This window comes from Streptomyces sp. NPDC001980, assembly GCF_040296885.1.
Taxonomy (GTDB): domain Bacteria; phylum Actinomycetota; class Actinomycetes; order Streptomycetales; family Streptomycetaceae; genus Streptomyces.
This window is the reverse complement of record NZ_JBEOYD010000004.1, coordinates 369,818-393,587: the sequence shown is the minus strand read 5'-3', so window position 1 is coordinate 393,587 and position 23,770 is coordinate 369,818. Positions and strand designations below refer to the sequence as shown.

The 23,770-nt window shown below is 71.2% G+C and carries 21 protein-coding genes; 2 read left to right on the top strand and 19 right to left on the bottom strand.

Annotation, left to right across the window (positions count from 1 at the left end; all coding sequences use genetic code 11):
• Positions 1-34: 34 nt before the first annotated feature.
• Together ABT137_RS08655 and fmt are read right to left on the bottom strand one after the other, a co-directional pair.
• Positions 35-1,453, bottom strand: a complete 1,419-nt coding sequence (locus ABT137_RS08655) for an RsmB/NOP family class I SAM-dependent RNA methyltransferase (RefSeq protein ID WP_351704559.1) — start codon at positions 1,451-1,453, stop codon at positions 35-37.
• A gap of 83 nt (positions 1,454-1,536) precedes the next feature.
• On the bottom strand, positions 1,537-2,469 hold the full coding sequence (gene fmt / locus ABT137_RS08650; protein WP_351704556.1) for a methionyl-tRNA formyltransferase: 933 nt from the start codon (positions 2,467-2,469) through the stop codon (positions 1,537-1,539).
• Positions 2,470-3,002: 533 nt separating this feature from the next.
• Between fmt and ABT137_RS08645 the strand changes: the two genes are divergently transcribed.
• On the top strand, positions 3,003-3,542 hold the full coding sequence (locus tag ABT137_RS08645) for a hypothetical protein (protein WP_351704553.1): 540 nt from the start codon (positions 3,003-3,005) through the stop codon (positions 3,540-3,542).
• A gap of 86 nt (positions 3,543-3,628) precedes the next feature.
• Here the strand turns inward: ABT137_RS08645 and ABT137_RS08640 are convergent, their stop codons facing one another.
• The 14 genes from ABT137_RS08640 to pyrR all read right to left on the bottom strand — a co-directional run bounded on the left by ABT137_RS08640 (position 3,629) and on the right by pyrR (position 20,521).
• Positions 3,629-5,788: a primosomal protein N' gene (locus tag ABT137_RS08640; protein ID WP_351704550.1), complete on the bottom strand. Its 2,160-nt coding sequence runs from the start codon at positions 5,786-5,788 to the stop codon at positions 3,629-3,631.
• Positions 5,789-6,147: 359 nt separating this feature from the next.
• The gene (gene metK, locus ABT137_RS08635; RefSeq protein ID WP_351704547.1) at positions 6,148-7,356 is read right to left on the bottom strand and encodes a methionine adenosyltransferase; all 1,209 of its coding nucleotides are present in this window, start codon (positions 7,354-7,356) and stop codon (positions 6,148-6,150) included.
• 239 nt (positions 7,357-7,595) lie between these two features.
• Complete coding sequence (coaBC, locus tag ABT137_RS08630; protein ID WP_351704544.1) at positions 7,596-8,825, bottom strand: bifunctional phosphopantothenoylcysteine decarboxylase/phosphopantothenate--cysteine ligase CoaBC; 1,230 nt, start codon at positions 8,823-8,825, stop codon at positions 7,596-7,598.
• Positions 8,826-8,898: 73 nt separating this feature from the next.
• Entirely contained in the window at positions 8,899-9,171 is a 273-nt protein-coding gene (gene rpoZ / locus ABT137_RS08625; protein WP_005319902.1) for a DNA-directed RNA polymerase subunit omega, read from the bottom strand.
• 51 nt (positions 9,172-9,222) lie between these two features.
• Complete coding sequence (gene gmk, locus ABT137_RS08620; RefSeq protein ID WP_351704541.1) at positions 9,223-9,816, bottom strand: guanylate kinase; 594 nt, start codon at positions 9,814-9,816, stop codon at positions 9,223-9,225.
• Between the two features lie 60 nt (positions 9,817-9,876).
• Positions 9,877-10,200, bottom strand: coding sequence for an integration host factor (locus ABT137_RS08615; protein ID WP_003977346.1), 324 nt, complete (start codon positions 10,198-10,200; stop codon positions 9,877-9,879).
• A 278-nt stretch (positions 10,201-10,478) separates the two neighbouring features.
• Entirely contained in the window at positions 10,479-11,324 is an 846-nt protein-coding gene (gene pyrF / locus ABT137_RS08610; RefSeq protein ID WP_351704538.1) for an orotidine-5'-phosphate decarboxylase, read from the bottom strand.
• Positions 11,321-12,427 carry a quinone-dependent dihydroorotate dehydrogenase gene (locus tag ABT137_RS08605; protein ID WP_351704535.1) on the bottom strand — a complete coding sequence of 369 codons (1,107 nt, stop codon included), beginning with the start codon at positions 12,425-12,427 and terminating at the stop codon, positions 11,321-11,323. Before ABT137_RS08605 ends, pyrF begins: the two co-directional genes overlap by 4 nt.
• Before the next feature lie 127 nt (positions 12,428-12,554).
• Entirely contained in the window at positions 12,555-15,866 is a 3,312-nt protein-coding gene (gene carB / locus ABT137_RS08600) for a carbamoyl-phosphate synthase large subunit (RefSeq protein ID WP_351704532.1), read from the bottom strand.
• Positions 15,859-17,001 carry a glutamine-hydrolyzing carbamoyl-phosphate synthase small subunit gene (gene carA / locus ABT137_RS08595; RefSeq protein WP_351704530.1) on the bottom strand — a complete coding sequence of 381 codons (1,143 nt, stop codon included), beginning with the start codon at positions 16,999-17,001 and terminating at the stop codon, positions 15,859-15,861. Before carA ends, carB begins: the two co-directional genes overlap by 8 nt.
• The gene (locus ABT137_RS08590; RefSeq protein ID WP_351704527.1) at positions 16,998-17,567 is read right to left on the bottom strand and encodes a PH-like domain-containing protein; all 570 of its coding nucleotides are present in this window, start codon (positions 17,565-17,567) and stop codon (positions 16,998-17,000) included. Before ABT137_RS08590 ends, carA begins: the two co-directional genes overlap by 4 nt.
• Positions 17,564-18,850 carry a dihydroorotase gene (locus ABT137_RS08585; protein WP_351704524.1) on the bottom strand — a complete coding sequence of 429 codons (1,287 nt, stop codon included), beginning with the start codon at positions 18,848-18,850 and terminating at the stop codon, positions 17,564-17,566. The genes ABT137_RS08590 and ABT137_RS08585 overlap by 4 nt, the downstream gene beginning before the upstream one ends.
• 5 nt (positions 18,851-18,855) lie before the next feature.
• Positions 18,856-19,836 carry an aspartate carbamoyltransferase catalytic subunit gene (locus ABT137_RS08580; protein ID WP_189264619.1) on the bottom strand — a complete coding sequence of 327 codons (981 nt, stop codon included), beginning with the start codon at positions 19,834-19,836 and terminating at the stop codon, positions 18,856-18,858.
• A gap of 85 nt (positions 19,837-19,921) precedes the next feature.
• Complete coding sequence (gene pyrR, locus ABT137_RS08575) at positions 19,922-20,521, bottom strand: bifunctional pyr operon transcriptional regulator/uracil phosphoribosyltransferase PyrR (RefSeq protein WP_351704521.1); 600 nt, start codon at positions 20,519-20,521, stop codon at positions 19,922-19,924.
• A 253-nt stretch (positions 20,522-20,774) separates the two neighbouring features.
• Here pyrR and bldD point away from each other — a divergent pair, with 253 nt between their 5' ends.
• A complete protein-coding gene (bldD, locus tag ABT137_RS08570) occupies positions 20,775-21,278 on the top strand; it encodes a transcriptional regulator BldD (RefSeq protein ID WP_351704518.1) in 504 nt (167 codons plus the stop codon).
• A gap of 285 nt (positions 21,279-21,563) precedes the next feature.
• On the opposite strand, the gene nusB is transcribed toward bldD, so the two are convergent.
• From nusB to ABT137_RS08555, 3 genes are read right to left on the bottom strand one after another with little or no spacing between them, the layout of a single operon-like run.
• Positions 21,564-21,995: a transcription antitermination factor NusB gene (nusB, locus tag ABT137_RS08565; RefSeq protein WP_089103252.1), complete on the bottom strand. Its 432-nt coding sequence runs from the start codon at positions 21,993-21,995 to the stop codon at positions 21,564-21,566.
• A 2-nt stretch (positions 21,996-21,997) separates the two neighbouring features.
• A complete protein-coding gene (gene efp / locus ABT137_RS08560; RefSeq protein WP_189264622.1) occupies positions 21,998-22,564 on the bottom strand; it encodes an elongation factor P in 567 nt (188 codons plus the stop codon).
• 52 nt (positions 22,565-22,616) lie between these two features.
• Positions 22,617-23,723 (bottom strand): aminopeptidase P family protein, encoded by a 1,107-nt coding sequence (locus tag ABT137_RS08555; protein ID WP_351704514.1) that lies wholly within the window; start codon positions 23,721-23,723, stop codon positions 22,617-22,619.
• Positions 23,724-23,770 lie beyond the last annotated feature (47 nt).

Below are 23,770 nucleotides of genomic sequence, written 5' to 3'. Positions count from 1 at the left end.
CCTGCCAGCGCCGGTGAGCGTCCCCACCCCCGCCTCAGCCAGTCCTCCGGATCAGCGCCAGATACATCGCGTCCGTGCCGTGCAGGTGCGGCCACAGCTGCACATCGGGCCCCTCGCCCAGCTCCGGCACCCCCGGCAGCAACGGACGCGCATCCACGAGCTCGGTCTCCGGACGCTGCTTCAGCACGTCCTGCACCACCGCCCGCGTCTCCGCCAGATGCGGGGAACAGGTGGCGTATCCGACCACCCCGCCCACCCGCACCGAGTCGATCGCGGTCCGCAGCAGCGCACGCTGCAGCGGACCGAAGTTGTCGAGGTCCTCGGGGCGACGCCGCCACCGCGCCTCCGGGCGGCGGCGCAGCGCGCCCAGGCCCGTGCAGGGGACGTCCATCAGGACCCGGTCGAAGGTGCCGGCGCGCCACGGCGGCCGGGTGCCGTCGGCGGTGATGACCTGGTACGGCCCCGGGTTGCCGTGCAGCGCCTTCTCGACCAGCCCGGCCCGGTGCGGCTGCTTCTCGGAGGCGAGCAGCACGGCCCCCCGCTCGGCGGCGAGCGCGGCGAGCAGCGCGGCCTTGCCGCCGGGTCCGGCGCAGCCGTCCAGCCACTTCTCGTCCGGCCCCTCGACCGGCACGTTGGCGAGCGCGAGGGCGACCAGCTGGCTGCCCTCGTCCTGCACACCGGCCCGGCCCTCCTGCACGGCCGTGATGGCACCGGGCTCCCCGCCCTCGGTGAGCCGCACGGCGTACGGTGACCAGTTCCCCGGTACGGCGGCCTCCTCGCCGAGGAGTTCCTCGGTGGTGGCCCGCCCCGGCCGGGCGACCAGCGTCACCTCGGGCCGCTCGTTGTCGGCGGCCAGCAGTTCCTCGATCCCCGCACGTCCGCCCCCCAACGAATCCCAGAGGGCGGACACGACCCACCGCGGATGCGAGTGCACCACGGCCAGATGATCCTCGGGATCCTTGTCGTAGGGCGGCGCGACCTTCGCGAGCCAGCCGTCGAGGTCGTCCTGCGCGACCTTGCGGAGCACGGCGTTGACGAACTTCGCCCGCCCGTCGCCCAGCACCACCCGGGCCAGCTCGACGGAGGCGGAGACGGCGGCGTGGCTGGGAATCCGCGTCCCGAGCAGCTGATGGACACCCAGGCTGAGCACGTCCAGCACCGGCGGGTCCACCTCGCGCAACGGCCGGTCGACGCACTCGGCGATGATCGCGTCGTACGTCCCCTGCCGGCGCAGCGTCCCGTACACCAGCTCGGTCGCGAGCGCGGCGTCCCGCCCGTCGAAGTCGCCTTTCTCCCGGGCTTTGCGCAGCAACGGCGGCAGCACGAGGTTGGCGTACGCGTCCCGCTCGTCCACGGCGCGCAGCGCCTCGAAGGCGAGGATGCGGACGGGGTCCTTCTGGGGACGGCGGTAGGGCTTGGCGGGCCTGCGCGGCCGCCGGGACTGCTCGCTCACGAAAAAGGTGCTCCGGGTATGGGAATGAGGCGACTCCCAGGGTACGCCGTGTACGCCGGAGAGCCGCTGGTGGGAAAGTCGGCTCAGTCGCCGAGGGTCTCCCCGGCGCCGATGCGCACGCCTCGCGCCCAGTCGGCGGCCCGCATCGGCTTCTTGCCCTGGGCCTGTACCCAGAGCAGTTCCACGGCGTACGACCCCGTTCCCACGTGCACGCTGTTCTTCCCGACGGCGACCTCGGCGGGGGCGAGATCGGTCCGCTCGGGCACCGGCGTGACCTGGATGAGCTTGAGCCGCTCACCGCGGAAGGTGGTCCAGGCACCGGGGGCCGGGGTGCACCCCCGCACCACCCGGTCGACCCTCAGCGCCGGCGCCGACCACTCCACCTTCGCGTCCTCGACGGTGATCTTCGGCGCGAGGGTGATGCCCTCCCCCGGCTGCGGTACGGCCTTGAGCGTGCCGTCCTCGATACCGTCCATGGTCGCGGCGAGCAGCCCGGCCCCGGCGAAGGCGAGCCGGGTCAGCAGGTCACCGCTGGTGTCGGTGGGGCGGATCTCCTCGGTCACGGTCCCGTAGACGGGCCCCGAGTCCAGCCCTTCCTCGATGAGGAAGGTGGACGCGCCCGTGATCTCGTCGCCCGCCATGATGGAGTGCTGCACAGGAGCCGCCCCGCGCCAGGCCGGAAGCAGCGAGAAGTGCAGGTTGACCCAGCCGTGGACCGGCACGTCGAGCGCAACCCGGGGCAGCAGCGCACCGTAGGCCACCACCGGACAGCAGTCCGGCCCGATCTCCTTCAGCCGCTCCAGAAACTCCGGCTCGCGCGGCTTGAGCGGCCTCAGCACCTCGATCCCGGCCTCCATCGCCCGCTCGGCCACAGGCGAAGCGACCAGCCTGCGCCCTCGCCCGGCCGGCGCGTCGGGCCGCGTGACCACGGCGGCCACTTCGTGCCGTCCGGAGGAGATGAGAGCGTCCAGAGCAGGAACGGCGACTTCGGGGGTACCGGCGAAGACAAGCTTCATGGGCGACTGAGACCCTCTCGAACGGCATCAACACGGGCAACAAGCAAGTCTATGCCGCAACAATCAACCACCGCCCCCAGCCCACAGCCCCGAAGACCACCAACCGCACACCACGCACCGCGAGCGGCGAGGGCGCGAGCCACGAGCGGCCAACACTCAATGGCCCACAGGCGACAGCCCACAGCCCACAGCCCACAGCCCACAGCCCACAGCCCACAGCCCACAGCCCACAGGGAACGGCAGACGAAGCTGCAAGCCGCAAACCTGAAGCCTCAAACCGCAAGCCTCAAACCGCAAGCCGCCGACGGCGAGCACCCCCGCAGGTCGCTCAACATCTCTGCCGACTGGGACGGGTGGTGCGCGGGTGGGAGAACACCCCGGTGGTGCAAACCCCGCCGCACGGCGTACGCATATGCCCATACGCCCCCACACCGTGACCAGCGGAGCGCCCACGCGTTGGTCAAGAGAGAGTTGACCACAACGGGCCCCACACGCGGCCCATTCCTTTCAACGCCGGTTCGAGAGGCTTGTTCATGGCCGACCACGCAACCCACGACGCCCAGGCCCGGGCCAGCCTGCACTTGCTGGTGCGGGACATCGAGCGGGTCCGCCGCCAGGTGGACGCACTACGCACGCTCACCGCCCAGTTGGGCAACGTCTACCGCCCGCGCCGATCCGGCCCGTCCACGGGCTTCGTCGTCTACGGACGCGCCCCCGCCCCGACGGTCCGTCTCGCCCAGGAACTCCGGGACAGTGTCGAAACCCTGGTCACGGCCGCCGTGGACTTCGACCGCTCGCTCGGCTTCTCGTGGGACGCGGTGGGCTCCGCGCTCGGAGTCACCAAGCAGGCGGTGCACCGCCGTTACGGCGCCCGTCGCGCCGCGGCCCAGACAGCGGCCGCGGCCGATCCCGACCTGTCCACGGAACCGTCGGGCACCCGCACGATCAACATGGGCGGCGGCCTGCCCACGGTCCCGGCCGCCCGCTCCATGCCCACCCAGCCGACCGCGGGCAGCCCCACCCTCCGCGACGAGGCCAGGCCGACAGCCTTCCCCGGCCCGCGCAACGGCTGACACACGCAACGGCCGACGTCGGCAAGGGCCGACCCGCCCGCTCCTGCCCTCCCGGCAAGCACCCGGGAGGGCAGCCGTCTGCCGGCTCACCCGATGTCCGGCGGATCGATCCGCACCCGCACCGCCTCCCCACCCCCGCTCCCACTCCCCCGCGCCATCCGGGCGGCCTGAGCCGACTTCAGCGCGGCGGCGAGTACCGCCCCACTCCCCGGTGGCACCCGTACCAGCGCCCGCTCCCAGTGCTCCCCGGGCGGCGGCGCACCCGCCCGCCGAGGCGCCCCGGCCCGCACCACGGGCACCGGAACCGGCCCCAACACCTCGGCGTCCGGCGGCAGTTCGACCGTACCGAGGAACTCGGCGAGCGCCTCCGCCGTCCCCGACACCGCCGCCATCCGCGACACCGGCGGAAACCCCAGCTCCGCCCGCTCGGCCAGCTCCCGCACCGCGTGCCCGACGGGATCCCAGCGCACCAGAGCCTGCACGGGCCGCAGCGTCGGCTCCGCGACGACGACCACGGTCCCCCCGTCCGCCTGCGGCCGCACCAGCGCCCCGGCCGCGATCCACCGGCGCAGTGCGTCCTCACCGGCCCGCAGATCGGGCCGCCCGAGCATCGCCCAGCCGTCCAGCAGCAGGGCCGCCGCGTAGCCGCCCTCGGCCACCGGCTCCGCACCCGGTGTACTCACGACCAGCGCGGGCGTCCCGGGCACGGTGTCCAGCACCTGCTCGCGTCCCGAGGTCCGCACGGGTACGGCGGGAAAGGCCCGCCCCAGTTCCTCGGCGGTCCGCCGGGCCCCGACCACCTGGGCACGCAGCCGGAAGCCGCCGCACTCGGGGCAGTGCCAGTCGCTCTCCGCCCGCCCGCACCACCCGCACCCCAGCGCCCCGGCGTCCCGCGCCTCCAACGGACCGGCGCAGTGCCGGCAGCGCGCCGGCGCCCGGCACTGGGCGCAGGCCATCCGCGGCACATACCCCCGTCGGGGCACCTGCACCAGCACCGGCCCGTGCCGCAGCCCGTCCCGGACGGCCTGCCAGGCGAGCGTCGGCAGCCGCGCGGCCCGTGCGGCCTCGTCCCGGGCCAGATCCCCGTCCCCGACCGTCCGCACCAGCGGAGCGGCCGGCCGCACCTGCTCTCTGCCCGCCACCAGGGGCCGGGCCCAGCCGTTCTCCACGAGCTGCGCGGCCTCCACCGTGCAGCTCCAGCTCCCCAGCAGAAAGCCGCACTTGTCCAGTGCCGCACGCAACAGCAGCACATCCCGCGCATGCGGCTGCGGCGCGTGCTGCTCGCTGTGGCTGTCGTCCCCGTCGTCCCAGATCGCGACGAGCCCGAGATCCCGCACGGGCGCGAACATGGCCGCCCGCGTCCCCACGACGGCCCGCACCGACCCGCGGCTGACGGCGAGCCACTGCGCGTACCGCTTCTCGGGCCCGGCGTCGGCCGTGAGCAGCGCATGCCGCCCCTCGCCCAGCACACGGGTCAGCGCGGCATCGACCCGCGCGGCGGCCCGCCCGTCCGGTACGACGACGAGCGCGCCGCGTCCCGAGGCAAGGGTGGCGGCGACGGCCCGGGCGATCTCCTCGCTCCACCCCGGCCCCGGCAGGGCGTTCCACACGGCGCGCGGCGCGCCGCCGGAGGCCAGCGACTCGACGAAGGCGGCCCCGTGCTCGTACCGCGACCAGCTTCCGGCGCCCGGCACGGGCGGGGGCGGCAGCGGCTCGGGCGAAGGCCGCTTCTCGGCCCGCGCACTGCGCGGCGGCACGGCCAGCTGCAGCACATCCGCGAGGCTCCCCGCGTACCGGTCGGCGACCGCCCGTGCGAGCCGCAGCAGTTCCTCACTCAGCACCGGCTCGGGCGACACCACCTGGGCCAGTGCGGCCAGCGGCCCCGAGTAGTCGGACTCGGCGAGCCGCTCGACCAGAAAACCGTCGATGAGCCCCCCGCCCTCCCGGCGCCCGTCCCGCACCCGGTGCCGCCCGGCCCCGAACCGGACCCGCACCCGCACCCCCGGCTGCGCGTCGGCGTCCAGCTCGGCGGGGACTGCGTAGTCGAAGTAGCGGTCGAGATGGAGCACGCCCTTGTCCACGAGCACCCGCGCGACCGGCAATCGCTCGGCCAGCGCGGCCCCCCGCCAGGTCCGCGGCTTGGCCCGCGGCGCCCTGGCCCCCCGCACACTCTCCCGAATGAGCGCGAGCTGCTCCGGCGGCGCCCCTCCGGCGCCCCCGCCCCCCTGCCCGTTCTCGCTGCTCACCCTTGCATTCTTACCAAACGCCACTGACAAGCGGCGCCGCCCGAGTTCACTCCGGCCGGGGAGTGCCGTACGGCGTACTTCCGCCGCCCGGCCCGCCACTCGGCCCGGACGGCGCAGGTCTCCCGAGGTCAGTCCGGCAACGGTCGGAACACATCAGCATCACCGCGCGCCCATGGGCACACTCAACAGAAGTAACCGCGGCCATCGCACCGGGAGGGCCCCACCCTACTGATCACCCGTTCCCGGCGACCAGCCGATTTCCACGCCCCCGGGACGCGACGGATTCCCCGGTACCCCCGGACGCGCCGAGGCCCGGCTCCCCCAAGGGAAACCGGGCCTCGGCGACGGATCTCCGGGGGTTACAGACCCGCGGCCGTGCGCAGGGCGTCCACGCGGTCCGTGCGCTCCCAGGTGAAGTCGGGGAGCTCGCGGCCGAAGTGGCCGTACGCGGCGGTCTGGGCGTAGATCGGGCGGAGCAGGTCGAGGTCGCGGATGATGGCGGCCGGACGCAGGTCGAAGACCTCGTCGATGGCCTTCTCGATCTTCTCGTGGTCGACCTTGGCCGTGCCGAAGGTCTCGACGAAGAGACCGACGGGCTCGGCCTTGCCGATCGCGTAGGCGACCTGGACCTCGCAGCGGGCGGCCAGGCCGGCGGCGACGACGTTCTTGGCGACCCAGCGCATGGCGTAGGCGGCGGAGCGGTCGACCTTGGACGGGTCCTTGCCGGAGAAGGCGCCGCCACCGTGGCGGGCCATGCCGCCGTAGGTGTCGATGATGATCTTGCGGCCGGTCAGGCCGGCGTCACCCATCGGGCCGCCGATCTCGAAGCGGCCGGTCGGGTTGACCAGCAGACGGTAGTTCTCGGTGTCGAGCTTGATGCCGTCGTCCAGCAGCGCCTTCAGCTCCGGCTCCACGACGAACTCGCGGATGTCGGGGGCGAGCAGCGACTCCAGGTCGATGTCGGAGGCGTGCTGGCTGGAGACCACGACCGTGTCGAGGCGGACGGCCTTGTCGCCGTCGTACTCGATGGTGACCTGCGTCTTGCCGTCGGGGCGCAGGTAGGGGATCGTGCCGTTCTTGCGGACCTCGGAGAGCCGCTTCGACAGGCGGTGCGCCAGGAAGATCGGGAGCGGCATCAGGGTCGGCGTCTCGTCGGTCGCGTAGCCGAACATCAGGCCCTGGTCGCCGGCGCCCTGCTTGTCGAGCTCGTCCTCGTCGCCCTCGACCCGGTTCTCGTACGCCGTGTCCACGCCCTGGGCGATGTCCGGGGACTGCGCGCCGATCGAGACCGAGACGCCGCAGGAGGCGCCGTCGAAGCCCTTCTTCGAGGAGTCGTAGCCGATCTCCAGGATCTTGTTGCGGACCAGCGTCGCGATGTCCGCGTACGTCTTGGTCGTGACCTCGCCGGCCACGTGCACCAGGCCGGTGGTGATCAGCGTCTCGACGGCGACCCGGGAGGTCGGGTCCTCGCGCAGAAGCGCGTCGAGAATGGTGTCGCTGATCTGGTCAGCGATCTTGTCGGGGTGACCCTCGGTCACGGACTCCGAGGTGAACAGGCGACGGGACACAACGCTCCCTGGGGTTGCAGCGGCTGCTGTCTGATCATTGGCGGACGACACGGGGGCTGCACCCGGGCGTCGTCCGAGAACAGTTTATCGGTCGCACTCGGCCGCCGGCCCATCTGTCTCGACACTCGGAAGTGCTGTGACCTGCGGCACGGGCATTCTGCCCAATGGTCGGCGGCCTTGACCAGAGCCCCCGCACCGCTATGTCACGTCCGGGAAAGTTGACATATGGCTGAAATAAGTTAACCCAAACGGGCCGCCACCAGGTCCCAGACGGTGTCGGCGAGCGCCTCCTTCGGCCCGTGCGGCACCGGCGTCTCGCTGCCGTCGGCACCGAGCACCACCGCCTCGTTCTCCTCGGAGCCGAAGGTCTTCCGCTCTCCGACCTCGTTCACTACGAGCAGGTCGCAGCCCTTGCGCGCCAGCTTGGTCCGGCCGTTGGCGAGGACGTCGTCGGTCTCGGCGGCGAAGCCGACGATCACCTGTCCGGACCGCGCCCGGTCGGCCGAGATCTCCGCGAGGATGTCCGGATTCCGCACCAGGACGATCGGCTCGGGATCCTGGCCGTCCTTCTTCTTGATCTTTCCGGCCGCGTAGACCGCGGGGCGGAAGTCGGCGACGGCGGCGGCCATCACCACGGCGTCGGCGTCGGCGGCCGCCTTCAGCACCGCCTCCCGCAGCTGTACGGCGGTACCGACCGGGACGACGTCCACGCCGGCCGGATCGGGCAGCCCCGTGGTGTTCGCGGCGACCAGCGTCACCCGGGCGCCCCGCGCGGCGGCCGTGCGGGCGAGGGCGTAGCCCTGCTTGCCGGAGGACCGGTTGCCGAGGAAGCGGACGGGGTCGAGGGGCTCCCGGGTGCCGCCGGCGGAGACGACGACGTGGCGGCCGGCCAGGTCGGGCTCCGCCACTCCTCTCGCGAGCACGCGGCGGCAGGCCTCGAAGATCTCCGCCGGATCGGGGAAGCGGCCCTTGCCGGTGTCGACGCCGGTGAGGCGGCCGACCGCCGGGTCGATCACGACGGCGCCGCGGCGGCGCAGCGTGGCCACGTTCTCCTGGGTGGCCGGGTGCTCCCACATCTCGGTGTGCATCGCGGGGGCGAAGACGACCGGGCAGCGGGCGGTGAGAAGGGTGTTGGTGAGCAGGTCGTCGGCCAGGCCGTGGGCCGCCTTGGCGAGCATGTCGGCGGTGGCGGGGGCGACGACGACGAGATCGGCGTGCTGGCCGATCCGGACGTGCGGGACCTCTTCGACGTGGTCCCAGACCTCGGTGGAGACCGGGTTGCCGGAGAGGGCGGACCAGGTCGCGGCGCCGACGAAGTGCAGCGCGGAGGCGGTGGGCACGACCCGGACGTCGTGGCCCGACTCCGTGAACCTCCGCAGCAGCTCACAGGCCTTGTACGCGGCGATGCCGCCGCTGACCCCCAGCACGACCTTCGGCTTGCCCACCGGGCCTCCACTCGTCGAATCCATGACGCCATCACACACCACAGGCCCGGCAGTCGGCTGCCGGGCCTGTGGATAAGTCAACCGCAATACGAAAGTACTACTGCGCCGGGCCCTCGATGGCCTCGGACGTCAGCAGACCCGCGTTGATCTCGCGCAGGGCGATGGAGAGCGGCTTCTCGTGGACGTGGGTGTCGACGAGCGGACCGACGTACTCGAGGAGGCCCTCGCCGAGCTGCGAGTAGTACGCGTTGATCTGGCGGGCACGCTTGGCCGCGTAGATCACGAGGCTGTACTTCGAGTCGGTGGCCTCGAGGAGCTCGTCGATCGGAGGGTTGATGATGCCCTCGGGCGCGGTGATGGAAGAGGACACGCTCTGCCTTCCGATGGATGGGAAAGATTCAGTCTGAATGATCAGCAACGATCACACAACGTCCATCAAGGCTAGCAGCTCGCGCGCCACGTCCTTGACAGAGGTGTTGACCAGGGTTTCGTCGAACTCCGGCTCGGCCGCGAGCTCGACCTTGGCTGCGTCCAGGCGCCGCTCGATCACCTCGGGCGCCTCGGTGCCGCGCCCGGTGAGCCTGCGCACCAGTTCCTCCCAGGAAGGAGGAGCCAGGAACACCAGCCGGCCCTCCGGCATGGTCTCGCGGACCTGCCGGGCGCCCTGGAGGTCGATCTCCAGGAGGACCGGCACGCCGGCCTCCAGGTGCTCAAGGACCGCGGCGCGCGGGGTGCCGTAGCGGTTGCCGGCGAATTCGGCCCACTCCAGGAGCTCGCCGTTGGCGATCAGTTTGTCCATCTCCTCGTCGGAGACGAAGAAATAGTGGACGCCGTGCTTCTCGCCGGGGCGGGGCTTGCGCGTGGTCGCCGACACCGAGAGCCAGACCTCGGGGTGCTCCTTGCGCATATGGGCGACGACCGTGCTCTTGCCGACCCCGGAGGGGCCGGAGAGCACGGTCAGCCGCGGACGTACGTCCGGGGGCTCGGGGGTCGTCCCCCGGAATGTTGCAGCCATGCAGCGATTATTCCAGCAATCGCTGGCCGTCCGGGACGGCCCTCCCGGACGGCCCCGTGATCAGGAGCCGGTGCTGCCGAACTCGCGCTCCAGGGAGGCGATCTGGTTGGAACCGAGGCCACGCACGCGGCGGCTCTCGGAGATCCCGAGTCGCTCCATGATCTGCTTGGCGCGGACCTTGCCCACGCCCGGCAGGGACTCGAGCAGGGCGGAGACCTTCATCTTGCCGATGACGTCGTTTTCCTGGCCCTGCTTGATGACCTCGTGAAGAGAGGCGCCGGAGTGCTTGAGTCGATTCTTGACCTCGGCCCGCTCCCGGCGAGCCGCGGCGGCCTTTTCGAGCGCGGCTGCGCGCTGTTCAGGGGTAAGGGGCGGAAGAGCCACGCCTACGTCACCTCGGATGTCGAACTGTCGGATACGGACCGGTGAGGAACCTAGTCGCCCCACACCTGGGGAGCTACGAGCAACACGCTTGCCCGTTGACTCTGCTCGGAGACTAGCGGGCAAGTCCGCCGGAGTCAGCGAGAACAGCGGAAAAGTCCTGGTCAGCCTCCGTCAGGCCAGACATTTCAGACATATTGCCCCGGATTTGAGGATGTATTCACGATCGGGCAGCCGCCGAAGTGCTCGCCGGAGCACTCGTCGGAGTCCCGTCGGAGCCCTCACCGACCTGCGACGACATCCCGGATCTCGCCCGCGAACCGGTCCGCGGCCGCCCGCAGGGCCCCGACATCGGGACCGTGACGCAAAACACCTCGGCTCACGTTTGGAACCACGTTGCGCACGGCGGCTCCGAAGACCATGGGAAGATCGGCAGCCGTTGCCCCCTGCGCGCCGACGCCCGGCGCGAGGAGCGGACCGTTGATGTCGAGGTCGTACGACGACAGGTCGCCGACCGTGGCGCCGACGACGGCGCCGAAGGAACCCAGCGGCTCCTCCCCCGCGTTCTCGGCGGCGAGATGCGCCAGCACGGTCGCGCCGACCGTGCGCCCGTCGGCGCGCACCGCGTGCTGCACCTCGGGCCCCTCCGGGTTGGAGGTGAGCGCCAGCACGAACAGGCCGGCCCCGCTCTCGCGGGCCAGCGCGACGGCCGGGCTGAGCGAGCCGTAGCCGAGGTACGGCGAGACGGTCAGGGCGTCCGAGAACAGCGGGGCGTCCTTGCTCAGGAAGGCCTCCGCGTACCCGGCCATGGTCGAGCCGATGTCGCCGCGCTTGGCGTCCATCACGACCAGCGTCCCGGCCGCCCGCGCCTCCTCGACCACCCGCTCCAGCACGGCGATTCCGCGCGAGCCGAACCGCTCGAAGAACGCGCTCTGCGGCTTCATCACGGCGACCCGGTCGGCCACCGCCTCGACGACGGTACGGCTGAACCGCTCCAGGCCCGCCACGTCGTCGTTCAGACCCCACTCGGTGAGCAGCGAGGCGTGCGGATCGATGCCGACGCACAGCGGACCGCGCTCGTCCATGACGCGGCGCAGCCGCGCGCCGAAGGGCTCCAGCGGGCTCATACGGACTTCCTCACGTCGGCGCCGACCGCGTCGGCGAGGGTGGCGTACGGGCTGGTGCGCAGGCGTGTCGCGAGGCCCTTGTGGACGGCGCGGCCCCAGAAGGGCCCCTGGTAGATGAAGGCGCTGTAGCCCTGGACCAGCGTGGCACCGGCCAGGATGCGCTGCCAGGCGTCCTCGGCGTTCTCGACGCCGCCGACGCCCACCAGGGTGATCCGGTCGCCCACGCGCGCGTACAGCCGCCGCAGCACCTCCAGGGAGCGCGCCTTGAGCGGCGCCCCGGAGAGCCCCCCGGTCTCCTTCACCAGGGCGGGATCCGACCGCAGCCCGAGCCCCTCGCGAGCGATCGTCGTGTTGGTGGCGATGATCCCGTCGAGCCCCAGCTCCACGGCCAGATCCGCGACGGCGTCGACGTCCTCGTCGGCGAGGTCCGGCGCGATCTTCACCAGCAGCGGCACCCGACGGCTCGCCACCACACGGTCGGCGGCCTCGCGCACGGCCGTCAGCAGCGGACGGAGGTGATCGACGGCCTGGAGGCTGCGCAGGCCCGGCGTGTTCGGCGACGACACGTTCACGACCAGGTAGTCCGCGTACGGCGCGAGCCGCTCGGCGGACTTCACGTAGTCGCCGACGGCCTCGGCCTCGGGTACGACCTTGGTCTTGCCGATGTTGACGCCCACGACGGTCCTGAAGACGACCTCACGGGTCGCCAGCCGCGCGGCGACGGTCAGCGAACCGTCGTTGTTGAACCCCATCCGGTTGATCAGCGCCCGGTCGGCGACGAGCCGGAACAGCCGCTTCCGGGGATTGCCCGGCTGCGCCTCCCCGGTCACGGTCCCGATCTCGACGTGATCGAACCCGAGCATCGACATCCCGTCGATCGCCACGGCGTTCTTGTCGAACCCGGCGGCCAGCCCGAAGGGCCCGTGCATCCGCAGCCCGAAGGCCTCGGTGCGCAGCTCCTTGTAGCGGGGAGCCAGGGCGGCGGCGACGAAGGTACGCAGCACGGGGATCCGGGCGGCGAGCCGGATCCAGCGGAAGGCCAGGTGGTGGGCGGCTTCCGGGTCCATCCGCCGGAAGACGAGCTGGAAAAAGATCTTATACATGACGTCCTCATGCCAAGGGGGACACCGACATCGGTGCCCCCCTCACAGACAGCTGGGCAACGCGCCCCGATAGGGGCGCGGGGAACTGCGCGACCAGCCACAACGGGCCCGCAGCCTCACTACGGCCTCAGTCCCTCGCGGCCGTCAAACGCTCCGCATGCTCCTGAAGCGACCGCACGCCCACATCTCCATGATTGAGCGCGTCAATGCCCTGCACAGCCGCCGCCAGCGCCTGCACGGTCGTCAGACACGGCACCGACCGGGCCACCGCGGCCGTCCGGATCTCGTACCCGTCCAGGCGACCCCCGGTGCCGTACGGCGTGTTGACGATGAGGTCCACCTCGCCGTCGTGGACGAGCTGCACGATCGTCTTCTCGCCGTTGGGGCCGACCCCCTCCGACTGCTTGCGCACGACGGTCGCGTTGATGCCGTTGCGCTTGAGCACCTCGGCCGTACCGGAGGTGGCCAGCAGCTCGAAGCCGTGGGCGACCAGCTCGCGGGCCGGGAAGATCATGGAGCGCTTGTCCCGGTTGGCGACGGAGATGAACGCGCGGCCCTTGGTCGGCAGCGGCCCGTACGCCCCGGCCTGCGACTTGGCGTACGCCGTGCCGAAGACCGAGTCGATGCCCATGACCTCGCCCGTGGAGCGCATCTCCGGGCCGAGGACGGTGTCGACGCCGCGCCCGTGGATGTCGCGGAACCGCGACCACGGCATGACCGCCTCCTTCACGGAGATCGGCGCGTCGAACGGCAGCTCGCCACCGTCGCCGCGGGCCGGCAGCAGCCCCTCGGCGCGCAGTTCGGCGACGGTCGCGCCCAGCGAGATCCGGGCGGCGGCCTTCGCCAGCGGCACCGCGGTCGCCTTCGAGGTGAAGGGCACGGTACGGGAGGCACGCGGGTTGGCTTCGAGGACGTAGAGGATGTCCCCGGCCATCGCGAACTGGATGTTGATCAGACCGCGTACGCCGACACCCTTCGCGATGGCCTCGGTCGAGGCTCGCAGGCGCTTGATGTCGAAGCCGCCCAGGGTGATCGGCGGCAGGGCGCACGCCGAGTCGCCGGAGTGGATGCCGGCCTCCTCGATGTGCTCCATGACGCCGCCGAGGTACAGCTCCTCGCCGTCGTAGAGCGCGTCGACGTCGATCTCGATGGCGTCGTCCAGGAACCGGTCGACGAGGACCGGCCGGGTGGGGCTGATCTCGGTCGACTCGGCGATGTACGTCTGCAGCCGGGTCTCGTCGTAGACGATCTCCATGCCACGGCCGCCGAGGACGTACGAGGGCCGGACGAGCACCGGGTAGCCGATCTCGTCGGCGATGGCCTTGGCCTCGGCGAAGGTGGTCGCCGTGCCGTGCTTGGGGGCCGGCAGGCCCGCCTCGGCGAGGACCCGGCCGAAGGCGCCCCGGTCCTCGGCCGCGTGGATCGCCTCGGGCGAGGTGCCGACGATCGGAACGCCGTTGTCCTTCAGCGCCTGGGACAGGCCCAGCGGGGTCTGGCCGCCCAGCTGCACGATCACACCGGCGACCGGTCCGGCCTGCTGCTCGGCGTGCACGATCTCCAGCACGTCCTCCAGCGTCAGCGGCTCGAAGTACAGCCGGTCGGAGGTGTCGTAGTCGGTGGAGACGGTCTCCGGGTTGCAGTTGACCATGACCGTCTCGTAGCCGGCGTCGCTCAGCGCGAAGGACGCGTGCACGCACGAGTAGTCGAACTCGATGCCCTGGCCGATGCGGTTCGGGCCGGAGCCCAGGATGATGACGGCCGGCTTCTCGCGCGGCGCGACCTCGGTCTCCTCGTCGTAGGAGGAGTAGAAGTACGGCGTCCTGGCCGCGAACTCGGCGGCGCAGGTGTCGACCGTCTTGTAGACCGGGCGCACGCCCAGCGCGTGCCGGACCTCGCGGACCACGTCCTCGCGCAGGCCGCGGATCTCGGCGATCTGCTGGTCGGAGAAGCCGTGCCGCTTGGCCTCGGCAAGCAGGTCGGTGGTCAGCTCCGGCGCCCCGGCCAGCTCGTCGGCGATCTCCTTGATCAGGAAGAGCTGGTCGACGAACCACGGGTCGATCTTCGTGAACTCGAAGACCTCCTCGGGCGTCGCGCCCGCCCGGATGGCCTGCATGACGGTGTTGATGCGGCCGTCGGTGGGCCGTACCGCCTCGTGCAGCAGCGCTTCCTTGTCGCCGGGCTCGCCGACGAAGGTGAACTGGCTGCCCTTCTTCTCCAGCGAGCGCAGCGCCTTCTGGAAGGCCTCGGGGAAGTTGCGGCCGATGGCCATCGCCTCGCCGACCGACTTCATGGTGGTGGTCAGCGTGGAGTCGGCCTGCGGGAACTTCTCGAACGCGAACCGCGGGGCCTTGACGACCACGTAGTCGAGCGTGGGCTCGAAGGAGGCCGGGGTCTCCTGCGTGATGTCGTTGGGGATTTCGTCGAGGGTGTAGCCGACCGCCAGCTTCGCCGCGATCTTCGCGATCGGGAAGCCGGTGGCCTTGGAGGCGAGCGCCGAGGACCGCGACACGCGCGGGTTCATCTCGATGACGATGACCCGTCCGTCCTCGGGGTTCACCGCGAACTGGATGTTGCAGCCGCCGGTGTCGACGCCGACCTCGCGGATGACGGCGATGCCGATGTCCCGCAGGATCTGGTACTCGCGGTCGGTCAGCGTCATCGCGGGCGCCACGGTGATCGAGTCACCGGTGTGCACGCCCATGGGGTCGAAGTTCTCGATGGAGCAGACGACCACGACGTTGTCGTGCTTGTCGCGCATCAGCTCCAGCTCGTACTCCTTCCAGCCGAGGATGGACTCCTCCAGGAGCACCTCGGTGGTCGGGGAGAGCGTGAGGCCCTGGCCGGCGATCCGGCGCAGCTCCTCCTCGTCGTGCGCGAAGCCGGAGCCGGCACCGCCCATGGTGAAGGAGGGGCGGACGACGACCGGGTAGCCGCCGCCGAGTTCCTCGACGCCCGCGAGGACCTCGTCCATGGTGTGGCAGATGACCGACCGCGCGGACTCGCCGTGCCCGATCTTGCGGCGGACCGCCTCCACGACGTCCTTGAAGAGGTCGCGGTCCTCGCCCTTGTTGATGGCTTCGACGTTGGCGCCGATCAGCTCGACGCCGTACTTGGCCAGGACACCGTTCTCGTCGAGCGAGATCGCGGTGTTCAGGGCCGTCTGGCCGCCCAGGGTGGGCAGCAGGGCGTCGGGGCGCTCCTTGGCGATGATCTTCTCGACGAACTCGGGGGTGATCGGCTCGACGTACGTGGCGTCGGCGATCTCCGGGTCGGTCATGATCGTCGCCGGGTTGGAGTTGACCAGGATGACCCTGAGGCCCTCGGCGCGCAGGACGCGGCAGGCCTGGGTGCCGGAGTAGTCGAACTCGGCGGCCTGGCCGATGACGATCGGGCCGGAGCCGATGACCAGGACGGACTGGATATCGGTGCGCTTAGGCACGCTGGCCCTCCATCAGGGAAACGAAGCGGTCGAACAGGTAGGCGGCGTCGTGCGGGCCTGCTGCCGCTTCGGGGTGGTACTGGACGGAGAAGGCCGGCTGGTCGAGCAGCTGCAGCCCCTCCACGACGTCGTCGTTGAGGCAGACGTGCGAGACCTCGGCGCGGCCGAACTTCGTGTCGCTGACCTTGTCGAGCGGCGCGTCGACGGCGAAACCGTGGTTGTGGGCGGTGACCTCGACCTTGCCGGTCGTACGGTCCTGGACCGGCTGGTTGATGCCCCGGTGGCCGTACTTCAGCTTGTAGGTGCCGAAGCCGAGCGCGCGGCCGAGGATCTGGTTGCCGAAGCAGATGCCGAAGAGCGGGGTCCTGCGCTCCAGGACGGCGGACATCAGGGCCACCGGTCCGTCGGCCGTGGCCGGGTCGCCGGGGCCGTTGGAGAAGAACACGCCGTCCGGGGAGACGGCGTACACGTCGTCCTCGGTGGCGGTCGCGGGCAGCACGTGCACCTCGATGCCGCGCTCGGCCATCCGCTGCGGGGTCATGCCCTTGATGCCGAGGTCGATGGCGGCGACGGTGAACCGCTTCTCGCCGACCGCGGGGACGACGTACGCCTCCTTGGTGGCGACCTCCTCGTACAGCGAGGCGCCCTTCATGTGCGGCTGGGCCTGCACGCGCGCGAGGAGCTCGGCGTCGGTGGCGATCGCCTCGCCGGAGAAGACGCCGGCGCGCATCGAGCCGCGCTCGCGGAGGTGGCGGGTGAGGGCGCGGGTGTCGATCCCGGAGATGCCGACCACGCCCTGCGCGACCAGTTCCTCGTCCAGCGAACGCGTGGCACGCCAGTTGGAGGGCACGCGCGCGGGGTCGCGCACGACGTAGCCGGAGACCCAGATGCGGCTGGACTCGTCGTCCTCGTCGTTCCACCCCGTGTTGCCGATCTGCGGGGCGGTGGCGACCACGATCTGGCGGTCGTACGAGGGGTCGGTCAGGGTCTCCTGGTAGCCGGTCATGCCGGTGGAGAACACGGCCTCGCCGAAGGTCTCCCCCACGGCCCCGTAGGCGCGGCCGCGGAAGATCCGGCCGTCCTCCAGGACGAGTACGGCGGGAACCTTGCCGGTTCCCCTGGTGGAGGTCGTCATCGTTCGGCGCCTTCCGTGCTGGGTGTCTTGATCATGGAGTTGACGGCGTCGACCCACTCGGTGTGCTCGGCCGCCTGGTCGGAGCGGAAGCCGGAGTCGATCAGCCGGTCGCCGTGCTGCCAGGTCACCACGAGGAGTCCGCCCTCGGTGAGGACCTTGCCCGCGATGCCCTTGCCGAGCAGGGCCTCGCGGAGCGCGTCGGCGGGGATGAAGAAGTCGGTCGCGCCGGGGCGCACGACGTCCAGGCCCGCGTCGGTCAGGGTGAGCTCGACCCGGCTGCGGGAGCCGAGGCCGCGGGCCACGATGCGGTCCAGCCACTGCCCGGCGGTGGTGGAGCCGTGGTAGCGGCCGCTCATCGTCAGTCTGGGCTCGCCGAGGTCGTCCGGCGCGGTGGGGAGCTCGGGGAGGTCGCCCTGGAGGGTGCCGCGCCACTTCCAGCCCTCGCGCATCAGCCAGTAGACGAGCGCGACGAAGAGGGCGAGGCCGACCAGCCAGCCGATGCGGGCGGACCAGTCGGTGACCGCGGCCGACTTCTTCTCGTCGGCCAGCAGGATCAGAGGTGTCACGTCAGCTTCCCGTCCACGAGCGTCGCCTTGCCCCGCAGCCACGTGTGGGTGACACGGCCCGGCAGCTCGCGTCCCTCGTACGGGGTGTTGCGGCTGCGCGAGGCGAAGCCCGCGGGGTCCACCAGGCCACGGTATTCCGTGTCGACGAGGGCGAGGTTGGCGGGCTCACCTGCCGAGACGGGACGGCCGTGACCGGCGGCCTGTCCGATCTGCGCGGGCTTGACGGACATGCGGTCGGCGACGCCGGCCCAGGTCAGCAGGCCCGTGTCCACCATGGTCTCCTGCACCACCGACAGCGCCGTCTCCAGGCCGACCATCCCCATGGCGGCCGCGGCCCACTCGCAGTCCTTGTCCTCGTGCGGGTGCGGGGCGTGGTCGGTGGCGACGATGTCGATCGTGCCGTCCGCAAGGGCCTCGCGCAGGGCGATGACGTCGCGCTCGGTGCGCAGCGGCGGGTTGACCTTGTAGACCGGGTTGTACGACCGCACCAGCTCGTCGGTGAGGAGCAGGTGGTGCGGGGTGACCTCGGCGGTGACGTCGATGCCCCGGGACTTGGCCCAGCGCACGATCTCGACGGAGCCGGCGGTCGAGAGGTGGCAGATGTGGACGCGGGATCCGACGTGCTCGGCGAGCAGCACGTCGCGCGCGATGATCGATTCCTCGGCGACCGCGGGCCAGCCCCCGAGCCCCAGCTCGGCGGAGACGACGCCCTCGTTCATCTGGGCGCCCTCGGTCAGCCGGGGCTCCTGGGCGTGCTGGGCGACGACCCCGCCGAAGGCCTTCACGTACTCCAGGGCGCGGCGCATGATCACGGCGTCGTCCACGCACTTGCCGTCGTCGGAGAAGACGGTGACCCCGGCGGCCGACTCGTGCATGGCGCCCAGCTCGGCGAGCTTCCTGCCTTCCAGGCCGACGGTGACGGCACCGATCGGCTGGACGTCGCAGTAGCCGTGCTCCTGGCCGAGCCGGTAGACCTGTTCGACGACTCCGGCGGTGTCGGCGACCGGGAAGGTGTTGGCCATGGCGAAGACGGCCGTGTAGCCGCCGCTCGCCGCCGCGCGGGTGCCGGTCAGGACGGTCTCGGAGTCCTCACGGCCGGGCTCGCGCAGGTGGGTGTGCAGGTCGACGAGGCCCGGCAGCAGCACCTTGCCGGCGGCTTCGACGACCTCGGCGCCCTCGGCGGACAGCCCGGAGCCGACCGCCTCGATGACGGAGCCGTCGATCAGGACGTCCTGCGGCGCACCGCCGAGCACCTTCGCACCACGGATCAGGATCTTGCTCATGGGTGTTACTTCTCCTCGGTGGTGCGGGCGTGGCTGACGGCGGGTTCGTTGCCGCCGAGCAGGAGGTACAGAACGGCCATCCGGATGGAGACTCCGTTTGCGACCTGCTCGACTACGGTGCAGCGCTCGGAGTCGGCGACCTCGGCGGTGATCTCCATGCCGCGGACCATCGGGCCGGGGTGCATCACGATGGCGTGCTCGGGCATCTTCGCCATGCGCTCGCCGTCGAGGCCGTAGCGCCGCGAGTACTCGCGCTCGGTCGGGAAGAACGCGGCGTTCATGCGCTCGCGCTGGACGCGCAGCATCATCACGGCGTCGGACTTGGGAAGGACGGCGTCGAGGTCGTACGACACCTCGCAGGGCCACCGCTCGACGCCGACCGGTACCAGGGTGGGCGGGGCGACCAGGGTGACCTCGGCGCCGAGGGTGTGCAGCAGGTCGACGTTGGAGCGGGCGACCCGGCTGTGCAGGACGTCGCCCACGATGGTGATGCGCTTGCCGGCCAGGTCCTGCCCTATCCCGGCGTCCCGGCCGACCAGGCGGCGGCGCATGGTGAAGGCGTCCAGGAGGGCCTGGGTGGGGTGCTGGTGGGTGCCGTCGCCGGCGTTGATGACGGCCGCGTCGATCCAGCCGGAGTTGGCGAGCCGGTAGGGCGCTCCGGAGGCGCCGTGCCGGATGACGACGGCGTCGACGCCCATGGCCTCCAGGGTCTGGGCGGTGTCCTTCAGTGACTCGCCCTTGGAGACGCTGGACCCCTTGGCGGTGAAGTTGATGACGTCGGCGGAGAGGCGCTTCTCGGCGGCCTCGAAGGAGATCCGGGTCCGGGTCGAGTCCTCGAAGAAGAGGTTGACGACGGTGCGGCCGCGCAGGGTCGGCAGCTTCTTGATCGGCCGGTCGGCGACCCGGGCCATCTCCTCGGCGGTGTCGAGGATCAGGACGGCGTCGTCGCGGGTGAGGTCGGCGGCCGAGATGAGATGACGCTGCATCTGTCAGGCTCCGTAAGGAAGTTCACATATCGGGAGATTGCGGGCAGGCGTGGGCGCACCGGGGTGGTGCGGGCCCCTCGGCCTGCTACGGGGTCGGCTTCGCACCGAGCAGCACGGTGTCGCGACCGTCCTCCTCGGCGAGCAGGACCTTGACCGTCTCCCGCAGCGACGTGGGGAGGTTCTTGCCGACGTAGTCGGCGCGGATGGGCAGTTCGCGGTGGCCGCGATCGACGAGGACCGCCAGCTGGACCGCGCGGGGGCGCCCGATGTCGTTCAGGGCGTCGAGGGCGGCACGGATGGTGCGGCCGGAGAAGAGCACGTCGTCGACGAGGATCACGAGTCTGCCGTCGATGCCGTCACCGGGGATCTCGGTGCGGGCCAGCGCACGCGGCGGGTGCATGCGCAGGTCGTCGCGGTACATGGTGATGTCGAGCGAACCGACGGGCATCTTGCGGTCGGTGATCTGCTCCAGCTTGGCGGCGAGCCGCTGGGCGAGGAAGACGCCGCGGGTCGGGATGCCGAGGAGCACCACGTCGTCGGCGCCCTTGGCGCGTTCGACGATCTCGTGGGCGATGCGGGTCAGCACCCGCGCGATGTCCGGGCCCTCGAGAACGGGCCGCGCATCGGAAGCCTGCACCGCGGCGTCAGGCTTTTCCTGCTGGTCCAGCTTTTCCTGCTTGTCCATACGAAACGGACCCCCTTCTCCGCCTCACGGGACGGACTTTAAAGGACGTCGGATTTGCGCCATCCACGGTAGCAGGTGGCAGAGAGGGCCCTGATCACCCCCCTGGCGTAACCGGTCATCGCTGCCACGGAAGAGTCGGTGCGGACCATTCGGCTTGACGCAGCAGAGTAACGCTGCGTAACCTCACAGTGAGTTACCAGCCGCGCGGCGGGAACCAAGGCCGGCCGCGTCGACACAGTGTCCGGGGAGCTATATGTCCAGCGAATACGCCAAACAGCTCGGGGCCAAGCTCCGGGCCATCCGCACCCAGCAGGGCCTTTCCCTCCACGGTGTCGAGGAGAAGTCCCAGGGTCGCTGGAAGGCCGTGGTGGTCGGTTCGTACGAGCGCGGCGACCGTGCCGTGACCGTACAGCGCCTTGCAGAGTTGGCGGATTTCTACGGGGTCCCGGTGCAGGAGCTGCTGCCCGGCACGACCCCCGGCGGTGCCGCCGAGCCCCCGCCGAAGCTGGTCCTCGACCTGGAGCGGCTGGCCAACGTGCCGGCCGAGAAGGCGGGACCGCTGCAGCGCTACGCAGCGACGATCCAGTCCCAGCGCGGTGACTACAACGGCAAGGTGCTGTCGATCCGCCAGGACGACCTGCGCACACTGGCCGTCATTTACGACCAGTCCCCCTCTGTCCTCACCGAGCAGCTGATCAGCTGGGGCGTCCTGGACGCGGACGCCCGCCGCGCGGTGGCCACCCACGAAGACGCCTGAGCCGCCCAGCGCCTCAGCAGAAACGTGCCGCCGGGGTGGCCGGAACTTGACGGTTCCAGCCACCCCGGCGGCTTTTTGTCATCGCCCTTCACTTGGTGAGCGACGGTTGCACGCCCGACCAGGGGCGCTGGGGGTACCCCCGGCCGAAGGCTGGGGGAGGAACTGCGCGAACGGCCCCACACGGCCCGCAGCCGCCCGACGACCGCACCACCCACCCCATTGGGCACACGAACGCCGGAGGGCCTGCAGCAAGGCACGCTGCAGGCCCTCCGGCGTTTCGTCGGCTCACGCCTCGCGGCGCAGCGACGGCTTCAGCTCCTTCAGACGCCCCAGAAGCCCGTTCACGAACGAGGGCGACTCGTCCGTGGAGAACTCCTTCGCGAGCTGCACCATCTCGTCGAGGACGACGGCGTCCGGCGTCTCGTCGACCCAGATCAGCTCGTACGCGCCCAGGCGCAGGATGTTGCGGTCGACGACGGGCATCCGGTCCAGCGTCCAGCCCACCGCGTACTGGGCGATCAGCTCGTCGATACGCGTGACGTGCTCGGCGTAGCCCTCGACCAGCTGCATCGTGTACTCGCTCACCGGCGGCTGCCGGGTGTCGTCCCGGGAGAGCCGGATCCAGTCCGCGAGGACGGTCAGGACGTCGGCCCCGCGCTGGTCGCCCTCGAAGAGGATCTGGAAGGCACGCTTGCGGGCCGTGTTGCGGGCAGCCACGGTTAGCTGTTCACCCGGCCGAGGTAGTCGCTCGTGCGGGTGTCGACCTTGATCTTCTCACCGGTGGTGATGAAGAGCGGGACCTGGATCTGGTGGCCGGTCTCCAGGGTGGCCGGCTTGGTGCCGCCGGTGGAGCGGTCGCCCTGGACGCCCGGCTCGGTCTCGGCGATGACCAGCTCGACGGCCGCCGGCAGCTCGACGAAGAGCACCTCGCCCTCGTGCTGCGCGACGGTGGCGGTGAAGCCCTCGATCAGGAAGTTCGCGGCGTCACCGACGGCCTTCCGGTCGATGTGCAGCTGGTCGTACGTCTCCATGTCCATGAAGACGAAGTACTCGCCGTCCATGTACGAGAACTGCATGTCGCGCTTGTCGACAGTGGCCGTCTCGACCTTGACGCCGGCGTTGAAGGTCTTGTCGACCACCTTGCCGGACAGCACGTTCTTGAGCTTGGTGCGCACGAAAGCGGGGCCCTTGCCGGGCTTGACGTGCTGGAACTCGACGACGGACCAGAGCTGGCCGCCTTCGAGCTTGAGCACCAGGCCGTTCTTGAGGTCGTTCGTGGAAGCCACGGTTGCGGAATCTCCTGGACTGACGTGGACGACCCCGGGGCGCGCACCTTGCCTAGAGTGCGAGCAGCTCCTTGGTCGTGATGGTGAGTAGCTCGGGTCCGCCGTCCGCCTCGGGGCGCACGACGAGCGTGTCATCGATCCGGACGCCGCCCCGGCCCGGGAGGTGGACCCCCGGTTCGACGGTGACCGGCACGCAAGCGTCCAGTTTACCCATGGCTGAAGGGGCGAGCTGCGGGTCCTCGTCGATTTCGAGTCCGACGCCGTGTCCGGTGAGGGGTTGCAGGCCCTCGGCGTGGCCCGCGGAGTCCAGTACCTGGCGGGCGGCGCGGTCGACGTCGCGGTAGGCGGCGCCGGGCACGAGGCTCTCCCGGCCGGCCCGCTGGGCGGAGAAGACCAGGTCGTAGAGCTCGATCTGCCAGTCGGCGGGCGAGGTGCCGATGACGAAGGTACGGCCGATCTCGCAGCGGTAGCCGCGGTAGGTGGCGCCGAGGCAGACGGAGAGGAAGTCGCCCTCCTCGACCCGCCGGTCGGTGGGGCGGTGGCCGCGGCGGCCGGAGTTCGGGCCGGTGGCCACGGAGGTGGGGAAGGCCGGGCCGTCGGCGCCGTGGTCGACCAGGCGGCGTTCCAGCTCCAGGGCGAGGTGCCGTTCGGTACGGCCGACGAGGATCGACTCCAGCAGCTCGCCGAGGGCCTGGTCGGCGATCTCGGCGCCGATGCGGAGGCAGGAGATCTCCTCCTCGTCCTTGACGACCCTGAGCTGCTCGACGGCGCTGCCGAGGTCGGTCAGACGGAGGTGGGGGGCGACGGAGGAGAGGGCGCGGTGCCGGGCCACGGTGAGGTGGTGCTCCTCGACGGCGAGGGCGTCGGCGTCCTGGGCGGCGGCGAGGTCGGCGGCGGCCACGGCGGGGTCTCCGCCGGGTGCTGCCAGGAGGTGCGGCCGCAGGGACTCGTCGGGGCGGGCCTCACCGGGGCGGTCGTCCAGCGGGCCGGGGCAGACGAGGAGGTCCTCGCGTCTGCCGAGGAGCAGGACGGAGCCGTGGGGTGCGGCGCCGGCGAGGTATCTCACGTTGGCCGGGTGCGAGATGACGGCGGACTGGCTGCCGGCCGCGTGGCAGCGTTCCCTCAGCCTGGTTCGGCGGGCCGCGTACACGTCTGACATGAGTCGAGCGTAGGAGGGGTGGGCGGTTTGTGCCGGTTGAGGGGGCC

Excerpts from the sequence above, each read along its gene's own strand:
- ABT137_RS08645 (WP_351704553.1), top strand. The coding sequence starts at position 3,003 with ATGGCCGACCACGCAACCCACGACGCCCAGGCCCGGGCCAGCCTGCAC.
- coaBC (WP_351704544.1), bottom strand. The coding sequence starts at position 8,825 with ATGGATTCGACGAGTGGAGGCCCGGTGGGCAAGCCGAAGGTCGTGCTG.
- fmt (WP_351704556.1), bottom strand. The coding sequence starts at position 2,469 with ATGAAGCTTGTCTTCGCCGGTACCCCCGAAGTCGCCGTTCCTGCTCTG.
- pyrR (WP_351704521.1), bottom strand. The coding sequence starts at position 20,521 with ATGGACAAGCAGGAAAAGCTGGACCAGCAGGAAAAGCCTGACGCCGCG.
- ABT137_RS08585 (WP_351704524.1), bottom strand. The coding sequence starts at position 18,850 with ATGAGCAAGATCCTGATCCGTGGTGCGAAGGTGCTCGGCGGTGCGCCG.
- pyrF (WP_351704538.1), bottom strand. The coding sequence starts at position 11,324 with ATGAGCCCGCTGGAGCCCTTCGGCGCGCGGCTGCGCCGCGTCATGGAC.
- ABT137_RS08605 (WP_351704535.1), bottom strand. The coding sequence starts at position 12,427 with ATGTATAAGATCTTTTTCCAGCTCGTCTTCCGGCGGATGGACCCGGAA.
- ABT137_RS08580 (WP_189264619.1), bottom strand. The coding sequence starts at position 19,836 with ATGCAGCGTCATCTCATCTCGGCCGCCGACCTCACCCGCGACGACGCC.
- bldD (WP_351704518.1), top strand. The coding sequence starts at position 20,775 with ATGTCCAGCGAATACGCCAAACAGCTCGGGGCCAAGCTCCGGGCCATC.
- carA (WP_351704530.1), bottom strand. The coding sequence starts at position 17,001 with ATGACGACCTCCACCAGGGGAACCGGCAAGGTTCCCGCCGTACTCGTC.
- gmk (WP_351704541.1), bottom strand. The coding sequence starts at position 9,816 with ATGGCTGCAACATTCCGGGGGACGACCCCCGAGCCCCCGGACGTACGT.
- ABT137_RS08555 (WP_351704514.1), bottom strand. The coding sequence starts at position 23,723 with ATGTCAGACGTGTACGCGGCCCGCCGAACCAGGCTGAGGGAACGCTGC.